Annotated in this window: 15 protein-coding genes; 4 read left to right on the top strand and 11 right to left on the bottom strand. The window is 35.4% G+C overall.

The genetic code is table 11. The features are described 5' to 3' along the window. Positions 1–1,597, bottom strand: a 1,597-nt coding sequence (gene mobQ, locus EKM69_RS09860) for a MobQ family relaxase (protein ID WP_125710593.1), incomplete at its 3' end; no start/stop codon positions are given. Positions 1,598–1,849: 252 nt separating this feature from the next. Here mobQ and EKM69_RS09855 point away from each other — a divergent pair. Further along, entirely contained in the window at positions 1,850–2,077 is a 228-nt protein-coding gene (locus EKM69_RS09855) for a hypothetical protein (RefSeq protein ID WP_003555660.1), read from the top strand. 22 nt (positions 2,078–2,099) lie between these two features. Then, positions 2,100–2,378: a hypothetical protein gene (locus EKM69_RS09850; RefSeq protein WP_033615047.1), complete on the top strand. Its 279-nt coding sequence runs from the start codon at positions 2,100–2,102 to the stop codon at positions 2,376–2,378. Here the strand turns inward: EKM69_RS09850 and EKM69_RS09845 are convergent. The 10 genes from EKM69_RS09845 to EKM69_RS09800 form a co-directional block, all read right to left on the bottom strand. Next, the gene (locus tag EKM69_RS09845) at positions 2,368–3,057 is read right to left on the bottom strand and encodes a zeta toxin family protein (protein WP_057799491.1); all 690 of its coding nucleotides are present in this window, start codon (positions 3,055–3,057) and stop codon (positions 2,368–2,370) included. The genes EKM69_RS09850 and EKM69_RS09845 overlap by 11 nt on opposite strands. Position 3,058: 1 nt before the next feature. Beyond that, positions 3,059–3,256: a hypothetical protein gene (locus tag EKM69_RS09840; RefSeq protein ID WP_125710591.1), complete on the bottom strand. Its 198-nt coding sequence runs from the start codon at positions 3,254–3,256 to the stop codon at positions 3,059–3,061. Positions 3,257–3,417: 161 nt separating this feature from the next. Beyond that, positions 3,418–4,515 carry a replication initiator protein A gene (locus tag EKM69_RS09835; protein WP_125710589.1) on the bottom strand — a complete coding sequence of 366 codons (1,098 nt, stop codon included), beginning with the start codon at positions 4,513–4,515 and terminating at the stop codon, positions 3,418–3,420. A 505-nt stretch (positions 4,516–5,020) separates the two neighbouring features. Next, a complete protein-coding gene (locus EKM69_RS09830) occupies positions 5,021–5,398 on the bottom strand; it encodes a hypothetical protein (protein WP_062688638.1) in 378 nt (125 codons plus the stop codon). Positions 5,399–5,422: 24 nt separating this feature from the next. Continuing rightward, positions 5,423–5,662 carry a hypothetical protein gene (locus EKM69_RS09825; protein ID WP_041095869.1) on the bottom strand — a complete coding sequence of 80 codons (240 nt, stop codon included), beginning with the start codon at positions 5,660–5,662 and terminating at the stop codon, positions 5,423–5,425. 71 nt (positions 5,663–5,733) lie between these two features. Continuing rightward, on the bottom strand, positions 5,734–6,525 hold the full coding sequence (locus tag EKM69_RS09820; RefSeq protein WP_016527412.1) for a ParA family protein: 792 nt from the start codon (positions 6,523–6,525) through the stop codon (positions 5,734–5,736). 134 nt (positions 6,526–6,659) lie between these two features. Then, entirely contained in the window at positions 6,660–7,244 is a 585-nt protein-coding gene (locus tag EKM69_RS09815) for a recombinase family protein (protein WP_125710587.1), read from the bottom strand. Between the two features lie 41 nt (positions 7,245–7,285). Further along, complete coding sequence (locus EKM69_RS09810; RefSeq protein WP_125710585.1) at positions 7,286–7,927, bottom strand: SAP domain-containing protein; 642 nt, start codon at positions 7,925–7,927, stop codon at positions 7,286–7,288. 186 nt (positions 7,928–8,113) lie between these two features. Next, a complete protein-coding gene (locus EKM69_RS09805; protein ID WP_164505921.1) occupies positions 8,114–8,368 on the bottom strand; it encodes a hypothetical protein in 255 nt (84 codons plus the stop codon). A gap of 185 nt (positions 8,369–8,553) precedes the next feature. Next, entirely contained in the window at positions 8,554–9,852 is a 1,299-nt protein-coding gene (locus EKM69_RS09800; protein ID WP_048698650.1) for a TRM11 family methyltransferase, read from the bottom strand. Positions 9,853–9,960: 108 nt separating this feature from the next. Between EKM69_RS09800 and EKM69_RS09795 the strand changes: the two genes are divergently transcribed. Together EKM69_RS09795 and EKM69_RS09790 are read left to right on the top strand one after the other, a co-directional pair. Then, positions 9,961–10,281 carry a helix-turn-helix domain-containing protein gene (locus EKM69_RS09795; protein WP_041501669.1) on the top strand — a complete coding sequence of 107 codons (321 nt, stop codon included), beginning with the start codon at positions 9,961–9,963 and terminating at the stop codon, positions 10,279–10,281. Positions 10,282–10,284: 3 nt separating this feature from the next. Continuing rightward, positions 10,285–11,061, top strand: a complete 777-nt coding sequence (locus tag EKM69_RS09790) for an MvaI/BcnI family restriction endonuclease (RefSeq protein WP_048698648.1) — start codon at positions 10,285–10,287, stop codon at positions 11,059–11,061. The last annotated feature ends 81 nt before the right edge of the window (positions 11,062–11,142 follow it).

Below are 11,142 nucleotides of genomic sequence, written 5' to 3'. Positions count from 1 at the left end.
GCTGTTGTAATTGACTAAGATCACTGGCGCTTAATGGCTTTAATTCTGGATCATAGTAAACAACAGCGGTATAGATTTGCTCCTTGTCAATCGGCTCTAGCTTATCGAGGTCACTATCCGGAAAAGCAGTCGTTAGAATGCTGTCGTATTGGGTTTGAACCACGGATTTAACCTCCCGAATGACCCGTAAATCTTTCACCGCTTTCGAAATGAATTCGAGTTCGTTAGGTTCATAAGCGGCTAGTATGCCCCGATCAGTATGCTTCAAATCGTCTAACTGGTGGCCATGTTTGGCTAACACCGCGGTTAATTGCTTCTCAATTGTTTGGGCTTGCTGATTAACTAATTTCCAGCTCACATATGGGCGTTTGGTAAACGTCAATAATTGTTGGGTTAATAAGTCATTTCGAATACCCGCTAAACGTTCAGTCAATTCACTATCTTTAAAAATAGTTTGTTCGCTATTAGTTTCTTTAATCAGTTCCCGTCGTTCAGCCGCGGTTGTCTGTTCAAAATCAAGTTCCGGATATAATTTTTTAGTTGCTCGGTCCACCACTTTATTTAACAACTGATTAGCTTGTGCTAGTGATGTGGTTTGCTGGTCAATCGTGAGTAATTTCTTGGTCACATCTTCGCCAATCGCATGTTTAATTAATAAGCTGTTTTTCCAATTAAACAGCATGCGTTGCTTGTCATCTAAGTGTTCTAAATCGACATAAGTTTTCAGTTGTTGACTTAGGTGGCTAATCGTGTGCTTTTCGGAAAATGATAACTCGTCAGTTAATGCGTCAAAATGTTCATGATTTCGGATCTTTTCGTTAATATTATGATACTTAGCTTGAGTGCTTCTTTGTGCTCTAACTTGTTGATTAAACGCTTTTCTATTTTGTCTCTGACTATTAATCCCTTCATGTTGGGTAGGTGTCTCTTGGATTCCTTGATCGACAAATGATTTTTCGCTAATTCGATCGGGAATATTTTTTTGTGCTAAAGACTGATTAACACTTGTTGCCCAATTATGCCGCCACTCATTAATTTTTTCCTTTTTATCCCAATCAACTAACCAAATTTTTCTTTGTTTTGGGAACCCACTTTTAGTTAGAAGTTGCTTTCCATTTTCATCTTTAATGTACTGCGTTTTTGCCTTTAATCCCCAAGTACCATCGGGGTTAAAGGGCCGATTAGTTAACATCACATGAGCATGCGGATTATCCGGGTGCTCACGATGAATTGCGACATCAGCTACCATACCTTGATCGACAAAATTCTCTTGCACGTATTTAGTTAATAATTCTTTCTGTTCGTCTTCACTTAATTCAACTGGTAAAGCTACGTTAAACTCTTTGGCATATCGTGAGTTTGATTTACGATCTTTCTTTTCAACTTCATTCCACAACTTCTCCCGATCACTCGCCCATTTTGGTGCATTCTTTGGTGTCAAAATAAAGCTTTCTGGCATAACCGAACGCGCATAAAAATAGCTTCGACCTTCTTTTTGATCGAATAACTTTTCACCACTTCGATAAGCAGCTCCAGCAATGGCACTACGTCCTTTACCAGCACTAATATTTTGAAAACTCATGTGAAAAATTGCCATGTTGGTCACCGTCTTCCTTTGATTATATGAGTTTGACTTTGTTGTCGCCAACGGCGACTTCTAATACAGGTTTTAATGGGGTTAACACAACATAGAATTTATTCTATGTGTAAGTGCGCATTGACCTCGTTTCACTCGGTCTGCTGATTCTCTTAACTTTAACTTAGTGTATGCCTTCCGCTTCGCTATTTCAAATTTTATACTTTGACTTAACGTTTCTTATATGATATAGTTTTGGTGATTATTTCTAATATGATTGGAGGGATCGTTATGTCTCAAAGTAACTTAGAAAAACAAGAAGCTAAATTAAAAGCCCTTAATCAAAAAATTAAGGACGAAAAAAATAAGATTGAACAACGGCTAGGTAAACAAATCATCAGTCAAGCCAATTTAGATTATGCTAATTTATCTAACGATCAGATTAAGCTTTTAGCCAAGCAATTTTCTGAATTTTTAAAGGTAAAGTCCGTAGATCATTAGCCATACGAGATGGGGAAATTCCATGTCTAATCAATATGAAAAACTAGTCGAGCAGCAAGCGCGTTTAAAACAAAAAATTGAGCGGGAAGATTTTAAATTACGGCAATCTAAATACTACGAAAATCGGCAAGCTCGCAAAGCCCGTTCTCGCCGATTAATTCAAAAAGGGGCTTTGCTAGAAAAATACTTTCAAGCTGATAATCTCTCGGTTGAACAAACCGAAGAGCTTTTAAAAACATTTGCTGACTATGTTAACGCCCATAAACCAAATAAACTCAAAAACGATCAGCCTAATAACTAGGCCGATCGTTTTTATTTTCTGAATTATTCATGGGATTTCTAATTTTTAAATCTGGATTATTTTTACCAAATTCATTTAGTTGTTTCTGTATAGCTGATTCAAAGGTAATTTTTGGATTTATCCAAGGAAAATTACGTAAATTATTTTTGATCACCTGGTCATGCTCTCGTCTGTAAACTGATACAAATTTTTGGCTATTATCGTAGATCACGACATTATCAGCTTTGAATGCAACTATTGCTAAATTATGATTTGATTGATTATAGCGTTTTTTAACAATTTCATCTGGTACTCCGTGCCCACCTTTTTTGACCCGTTCATGAACCCGATTAATTGCTACTCTTTCGTTTTTTAATGCCACGTATAAAAGCGTGACCTCAAAACCATTTTGGTGAGCCCGCTCAATTAAATTTAATTGTGCCTTTCCTTGCCCAGCTAAGATTGTTTCAACATGAATACTCGGCCCGGTATCTAAAGCCGCGTGGAGTTGTTTTATTTCTTCGCGCATTGCCCTAAAGTTATCACGATCTTTATGCCAATCGCCACCCATTTTTTGTAGGATTTCATCGGCATTTAATCGTTTGGAGTGAGTAAATAATTCGGGTCTCGCGCGATATAAAGTGCTTTTACCAGCACCGTTTATCCCAGCCACGATGATGTATCTCTTTAGCTCACTCATGTTAAATCACGAAATGCTTTTCGTTGATAATTTGTTCTTGGCGTTTATCTAAGAGGTAAGTGTGTAACGCGTCAAACAACTTGCGCTTATCAGGATCTGGATTATGTGCTGCTTGCTCCCAAATGTCTTGAATATCGACTGCCCAGGGGTCAGCCAACAATTGATCAATTGTTTCGATTTCTTTGCTGGGCTTGGTCATTTAAAAAGCTCCTATCCCATTTTTCTAGTTCAGCCATCGCCAATTCGGCCACTCAAGGTGCCTATTTTTACTTCTAAGCGGTTTTAAAGCAATTTTAATATGATTATGCATGTAACACTTAAAGCGGCTTAAATGAGCTTATATGCCGTTTGATTTTAAAATCATTCATTGTCAGCGTTCTGCTCCTCGGGGTGTTTAGCAACATATCCTCTAGCCGCTTGTTTATTCCACCAAACGCCAAATAGGTTTTGCATGGTGCCGTATAAGTAGTTCTCAACATTCTTGATGTGCTTCTCATTGCTTCTCAGGGCGTTAAAGTAGCGTCTCAAGGCTTTAGTCATTAAAGGTCTCAGTTCCTCATCACCAAGTAGGATTATGACACCAATATCTTTGTGATCTTTCTCAACTCGGTACTTAGCATTTAAGATAATGCCAATGAAGCGCCGCATTTGTTGCGGGGTACGGCACCAAAAACTAAGTAGTTGCACAGCTTCTGGTTCTAAGAAAACCGGTAAGCCACTGTCTTCATCAGTTAAGAAATCATTAGCATGGTTCACCAAATCCTGGTTTTGCTTTTGAATTTCTGCTGGGGAGAAATTGGCTGTGGAAAAGTCCAACTTTTGAGTATCTATATTGTATCTATCTTTATCTTTTTCTTTAGGTTCTTTATATAGATTAAGTCCATTTTTTGAACTTCCGCTCGTAGCAAGGGTTTGCGGGGTGTCGTCAACGAACTTATGCGGAAGTTCATTTTTTGAACTTCCGCTCGTAGCAAGGGTTTCAACGGTCTCCCGCGGAAGTTCATTTTTTGAACTTCCGCTCGTAGCAAGGGTTTGCGGGCTATTTTGACCATATTCACCGCGTAAATAGACATCGGTGGCTTTGACATCAAGTTTGGAAAGGTATAAACGGTTCGGTTCATTCTTTTTAGTTTTCGGGTTAAAACCCATTTGTTTCTGAACGAGTAATCCGATTGATTCCAGCTCTGTTTTTGTTTTGATGGCTTTTCCCTTTGAGCAATTAAACAAGTCCATTAGTTCTTGGTTGGTAAAGATAAAGTAAACATGACCCTCACTATCAACCCAGTTATTGCGCAAAGAATACTCTAAACGGTCTTTGAGGACCATATAAGCTAATTTAGCGTCATTGCTTAAATGTTTGTATTGATCGCCATACATTAATACTTTAGGAAATTGGAAAAATAAGGCTCCATATACGTTATCGGCTTCATAGTAATTGAACTTTGTTGATTTTGTCATAATTAAAACTCCCTTTCTTGACTGACACACGCTGTCTCAAAAGAGAGTTGCTAAAACATTTGATTTGCTTTAAAATACAAATCTGATATGCTCTAACTGAATTACAAAGCCTCACGGCTAAATGAATGCTTTGTAATTTACCAGCATGTGTCTATTTCTTGGTTGCCCAGTCGGCAACTTTTTTAATTTCTAACAACAAAAAATGGACTAAATAGCTTCGGTTAGCTACTTAGTCCATTGGTTTTAATTTGTGTTTTTTAACTATCCTTAACTTGTCCTTACGGGCTGGTTTGCGGTATAATTAACTTACAAATTAAGAACAATGTTCAGACGATTTTAACTTGCCGGTCTAAATCGTCTGAATCTAAGTAGCTGTCTGTTAGCTACTTGCTAAACCTAAAATCCCTGATTCCTCGTGAATCGGGGATTTTTCTGTTTAGCTTGATCTTTGTATTCGGTTGTTAAATTAGTCTTAGTCTAGCATAGCGCTTACCTAGCAGCAACTTTATTTAGTCTTGTATACTTTGCCAGCTTTTGGTTGAAACCAGTAAGCGATAGAAGATACCAGTAAATACTCAAATAATATAAAGACACTAAAATGCTTGGCCGTATTAATATCAAAAGCACTAAATATAAGGAGCATAAGTAACCCGATGAAATAAGTGATAAACAGGGACATTATTTGTAAAATTCTTACGACAATACGACGATTACCACTGATTCTTTCAAAGAAAAGTTGTAACCAATATTGCATTGGAAATAACCACTGGCGAATAAAAAAGCGGTCATCTACTAGGTGCTTTTTGGCAATTCCAATGGCTGGAATTATCCAAAAGACAATAAGGCTGGCAAGCAAAAATGTAACATTTATTGAAATTTCCATAACAACTCCCCCCTTAAAGTGACATCACATATTTTTTATAAGCTCATTTAAAAATTTGGAGGCAGACTTAAAATTATGTTCTTTAGCCAGACCATCAAGTCTTTTGCGTGCGCTAGGTTGAAGTGAAAAGGTATAGTTCTTAGTACGTTCCTCTTCATCTTTAAAAACAGGAATAACAAGTTTATCTTTAGTATCAGTTTGCTGTTCTGTTTCATTTTTTTGTAGTGCCTTTTTTATGTTTTTGTTCTCTGGATCGAATGCCATAGGTAGTCCTCCTTTATAATTCACATGTATACGTATTGAATATACATGTGATCAACACGTGTACAAAGCATTTATAACTTTTCCGTGATTTCATTAAATGTTTTGTCCATACTATCAAAAAATTCATGTTGATCAATATATGTTTTGTGGTCTTCAGCCATTTTTGAAAGAGATTTTTTATCCAACGTTGAACGATTGAATAGCTCCTTTTCTGGAACTGTAGCCAATACACTGGGATCGCCTTTTAAGGCTTTTAATAACTCGCGAGATGATCTTGTGTTGTGTTTAATCATGTTGGCGATAAAAAATAATTTGGTCGTGACATAAGATTTTCTAGTAGAGTAATCAATGGCTTCTTTGCGTAATTCGTTAATTCTTTCTTCTAGGTTAAATTTTGCATTATACCCATGTTCGCTAGGTGTGATTGGACTAAGGATAGCATTACTAATGATGACTGCATTCTTGGTAGCAGTAGAAAAATCTGGGTGACAATCCAAAATAATATACTCGAATTTTCCTAAATTTAAACGTTCATAATTATCTGACAACCACATGTAGAGGAACATGTTTTTGTTAGTCTTATTTTCAATGGTCCGCTCAATATCGTCAAGGTGCATGTCTCCGGCAATTAGACTAATATAAGCACTTATTTCATGTATTTTGACTTTCCCTCGATCTAAGAAAATGTTGCCAACGGTGTCTTGATTGTCGTAAATGTTGTAAGTCTGGGTTAAATTACTTTGGTGGTCTAAGTCAATAAATAAAACATGCTTGCCATTTTTTGCTAACCATTCACCATAATTAAAAGCTAGGGTAGTTTTACCAACGCCGCCTTTTATAGCTGAAAATGTAATAATTTCCATTAGTTTCCCTCCTCATACATGCTAAGTAAGCTTAATAAATATCATTACATGTATAATAGCACGTAGCACGTATATTTGCAAATGGTACATATGATTTATATTCATGAATGATTAGTATACACTAGCTAAGTGTCCTATCTCTTGATATTAAGCTTTTTACGATATCGAATAAAAGTTGTCCGCTTGATCCCGGTATTCCGAGCAACGTCTATGTCACTCATGCCTGCCTGATAAAGCTTAAAAGCATGTTGCAAGCGGGGATCATCTTTGGCATATTGAGGTTTCCGACCATGATATTTGCCTTGTTGTTTAGCCAGGGCAATGCCTTGTTGCTGCCGCTCAATAATCCGCTTACGCTCACTTTCGGCTTGATACTTATATAGTTCAATGATGAGGTTGGTCATGAGTTGACGTAAGTTTTGGTCAGCAATCCCCGTCATAGACGGCAAATTCAACACATCTAGGGTGGCCCCCTTACTTTGAATGGTGTTCATGATCTGAGTTAAATCCTGGTTGTTTCGGCCCAAGCGATCTAGTTCAGTGACCAGGACAATATCACCCTCGCGGATATAAGCCAGCAGTTTTTGCAGTTCAGGTCGATTGGTGTTAGCCCCACTTAATTTATCCGTAAATAATTTATCAACGCCTTTTAAGGCCGCTAGCTGTCGATCTAAATGTTGCTCTTTGGAACTCACACGAGCATAACCAATTTTAGCCATTTTTATCTACCCCCAAAAGCCCTTATTTAAAGATGTTTCACTTATTTGAGAAAGTCCTTTATTAACTCGGCATTTTCAATGAGTAATGTTCTTGTATATATTTTAGGCTGATCTGAAGCTTTGATTATTTTCCAAATAATTGCCGCTACTTTCATTGGCTCATAGTACTTTTTTGAAATTGAATCACTTCTGAATGCTTGCACAAAACTGTTCCATTGGTATGTTTGTTCTTCATCATTATCAAGGGAAATCATTTGAGGTTCCCTTAAAATTTTAACCAAGTCAGCTACAGTCGCATTTACATCCTCATTCTTTTCAACCTCTCTCATTTTTATCCCCATTATTTTACGAAAGGTAAAGTGTTCAACTCCAAAATAATTAGCAAAGAAAGTTCTAGCTGCTTGGTTAAGCGAAAAGCCAGAATCAAGTAACTTGGTGTCTAATGTAATGCTATCGGCCGTTAGCTGTGAGGCCACTCTTCTACTCGGTTTTCTGAGGGGCTTTATTTCTGTAGCGGGCTCACCATTTAAAAATGCAATAATATATTTAACCAGTTCCGCTTTAGTACCGTATCTTGGTAATCCATATTGGCTACAAATGTTTTGTAATTCCCCTTTATACCAATAAAAGCTAGAAAATGTTTCACTGGTCATACTTTTATTAAATTTAGGACGCACTGTCATATCTATTCTCACTCCTTTTTTGCATATCACCAAAAGACCTGTCTGATAGGTTTATTTGGACAGTTCTAATGAACATCTGTAATTCCTAGTATAGCACGGAAATAAAAAAGGCCATTAGGGCATACCCTAGTGGCCTTTCTTGATTCATTATCAATGGCTTTCTAAATTATCAAGATCTTAGACTTATTAAAAGTTGTTAAATAAGTTTAATTGTTCAAAGTAAGAAAAATCTCTATTTGTTAATAAATCAACCAGTTGTTGGTTTTTACTTACATATAAATAATTTTGTGGCGGAGTAATTCCGATTGTTCTAAGAGTTGCTAAATCTATAGGGGGATTGATCTCAAATATTTCTTTGATCGGATAAGCATAGTTTCTATGCATACTGCAATTATTAAAACTGTCTGTCCCATAAGAAGTATAGGGTATTACTTCACCCATTTTATATGGGTGATCTAGGAATAGAACATATTTTAGTTTTGAGATGGGTTTACTTTCATAAACATAAAACCAATTAGGGTAAGAAACTTTCCAATATTTATTTCTGTATTCTAATGTTTTTCTTCCGTCCAAGATCATTTTTATATATCTGGGTTGAATACTGAACAATATATCACTGTTATATATCATAGTGTTTTATAAATGACTATATTTTCTTTTGTCATAGTAGATACGACTTTTCCTTTAACGTTAGTTGGGCTATTTTTTGAAGGCATCCTTTTATTGGGTATGTTTCTATCAAATTGGGCTATTTTTTTGACACCTAAACTATCATAAAGCTCCGTTATAATATCATTTGTTGTTAAATTAATGCCCTTTACAGTTCTGTTAGCAGTAACCCAAAACTGGTATGAATTAGGCTTCATAACTCGTTTTATTTCTTTTAAAGTGGAAAAGAGATCCTGATAAAACTGAGATACTTCTAATGCACGTTTAGGGTCGATGGCTGCTATCTCTAATAGTAGCTGGTTCAATTTTGGGGATTTCGTTTGAATTAACTCTTTAGTTTTCAACTTTCCACCAAGTAAAGTACTATCTAGTTTTGGAACTATATTTGCAGGTAATTCATTGAGATCTAACCATTGTAAACTAGTCCTCGAAAATTGACCGTACGCAACTGTTGTTTTTGAGTCACCATATGGTGGAGATGTAATTAACATATCAAAAGAATTATTTTTGATCTCTGGAGTATGAGCAGAAGAGCCCCAAATTGTTTTTACATTTCCAGACATATTAGGAGAATTACGATTATATTTTATATTTCGTTCAGTAATCATTTTAAACTTCTCAAAAACATCAGGGTGCCAATCACCTAATTTGTCAGGGCTAATGCGATACATTTTAAATTCATTATTGCGTGTATTTGAGACAAACCGAGTAGTAACACTAAATGCCACTAAGAAAAAGTTCTTTATTTCATTATCTTTAATTTTTAAAATCTGATTTTTGATAATTTGTAAATCAATGATTACATAATTTTTGAACCAATAATTAATATTTTTAAAATTTGGAAGATTGAGTTCACTTTTTCCCTCTAAAAAAAGTGATTTTTCTTTTTTAATGTTTAGAAATAGGTTTGTTTTTTCGCTTTCAAGTAATTGATTATCTATTAGGGTAGTTTTTACATTAGCCATTAAAATGGCTAATGGATTAAGGTCCACACCAACTGAGTCAATTCCATGTAGTCTTGATTCGACTAATGTGGTTCCAGAACCAACAAATGGGTCATAGATAGAGCTTATATTTTGAAATTTTTTAACTGACTCTATAAAAAGTTTTGGTAATTGAGGAATCATAGTTGCTGGGTAGTCATGGTAATTATGAGTCGCATAATTCGTGTTCTCGGATTTAAAATCTAGGAAATCGGTTTTAGATTCAATTTGTTTTTTAAGCTCATTGATTATTTTTATGTCAGTAGCTGCCAAATTTAAGCCCCATTCTTTCTATGGGCGAAAGTGTACTTATAGATACACTTTCGCCCATTAAAATACACTTATTATTGTACTAGTAAATAGGAAAGAGGTAAAGATGTTTTGCAAGATTTAAAAGATTTCAACAATTTTATAAGTGAAAGTGTTAGCTTACTTGAGCAGAAAAAAGGAATAACCCATGAACAAGTGGCTAGTTACCTAGGCGTTTCCGAGACATTTATCAAACATGTAAATTCTAATCGTTTTAGCGCACATTATAATGTTTTCCATTTATGGAAGTTATCAAAGTTATTTAATGTTGAATTGGGTCAACTAACTCCACCGCTTAATGATTTTTCGTCTTTTAAAAAAGTAAGAAGATACGCAACCCAAACAGACTATGAAGAGTTTATCAAAAAATATCAATCAAAAGAGGTAATATAAAATATGGAAAGCAATGTCTATTTACTCCAAGAAAAGCTAAATACTATTAATTCTCAACCAACTGAATTCGATTTTGGAGATGGAAAGGTTTGGTACAAAAGCCATAGAAATGGGCCAACTGGTATTGGTAAAACATTTGAAGATCTTTTGGGAAAAAAAGAGGATAACTTGCCTTTACCAGATTTCCATCAAATTGAACTTAAAGCGCACGATCAAGCAGAAAATAGCTACATAACTTTGTTTACTAAATCTCCCAATGTTCCAAGGGGAGTAAATACTTTGTTAAGAGAGCGTTACGGATACAAGGATATCAATAGTGACCAAAAAATTTTACATACTTCTGTAACTTCAAAAATGCAGTTTAATGCAAAATCAAATCGCTACTTTATGATTGTTAATGATCCGGAAAGAGAATCATTAATATTACGTGTTTATACGCACTCTAAAGAGTTAATAAAAGATGACTTCATTGCTGAATGGTCCTATGATATTTTAAAAAAATCCCTTAACAACAAATTGAAAACTTTAGCTGTCATCAATTCTTCTACTAAAGTCTACAATAAAATCAAATACTATTCTTACGACAATATTAAAATCATCTACGCGCTTTCTTTGGAACAATTGTTAGCAGCCTTAGAAGATCAAAAATTGATTGTAGATTTACGATTAGGTGTTTACCACTCTGGGAAAAATCTTGGGAAAACTCATGATCATGGGACTGGGTTTCGTATTAAGTATAACGACTTACTTCAGTACGCCTATACGGAGAATCTTAATTAATTTTTATTAGGCGATAAATATTCGTTAATTTTAAGATGTTGATGTAGTGATCAAAGTTCGTTGCGTCAAAAAGAGAGGATG

Source organism: Companilactobacillus zhongbaensis (genome assembly GCF_003946515.1).
Lineage (GTDB): Bacteria > Bacillota > Bacilli > Lactobacillales > Lactobacillaceae > Companilactobacillus > Companilactobacillus zhongbaensis.
This window is presented reverse-complemented; position numbering and strand designations above follow the sequence as displayed.

Bases quoted from the DNA above. Each gene is read 5' to 3' on its own strand.
- EKM69_RS09855 (WP_003555660.1), top strand. From the start codon at position 1,850: ATGATTGGAGGGATCGTTATGTCTCAAAGTAACTTAGAAAAACAAGAA.
- EKM69_RS09850 (WP_033615047.1), top strand. From the start codon at position 2,100: ATGTCTAATCAATATGAAAAACTAGTCGAGCAGCAAGCGCGTTTAAAA.
- EKM69_RS09845 (WP_057799491.1), bottom strand. From the start codon at position 3,057: ATGAGTGAGCTAAAGAGATACATCATCGTGGCTGGGATAAACGGTGCT.
- EKM69_RS09840 (WP_125710591.1), bottom strand. From the start codon at position 3,256: ATGACCAAGCCCAGCAAAGAAATCGAAACAATTGATCAATTGTTGGCT.
- EKM69_RS09835 (WP_125710589.1), bottom strand. From the start codon at position 4,515: ATGACAAAATCAACAAAGTTCAATTACTATGAAGCCGATAACGTATAT.
- EKM69_RS09830 (WP_062688638.1), bottom strand. From the start codon at position 5,398: ATGGAAATTTCAATAAATGTTACATTTTTGCTTGCCAGCCTTATTGTC.
- EKM69_RS09825 (WP_041095869.1), bottom strand. From the start codon at position 5,662: ATGGCATTCGATCCAGAGAACAAAAACATAAAAAAGGCACTACAAAAA.
- EKM69_RS09820 (WP_016527412.1), bottom strand. From the start codon at position 6,525: ATGGAAATTATTACATTTTCAGCTATAAAAGGCGGCGTTGGTAAAACT.
- EKM69_RS09815 (WP_125710587.1), bottom strand. From the start codon at position 7,244: ATGGCTAAAATTGGTTATGCTCGTGTGAGTTCCAAAGAGCAACATTTA.
- EKM69_RS09810 (WP_125710585.1), bottom strand. From the start codon at position 7,927: ATGACAGTGCGTCCTAAATTTAATAAAAGTATGACCAGTGAAACATTT.
- EKM69_RS09805 (WP_164505921.1), bottom strand. From the start codon at position 8,368: ATGGGTGAAGTAATACCCTATACTTCTTATGGGACAGACAGTTTTAAT.
- EKM69_RS09790 (WP_048698648.1), top strand. From the start codon at position 10,285: ATGGAAAGCAATGTCTATTTACTCCAAGAAAAGCTAAATACTATTAAT.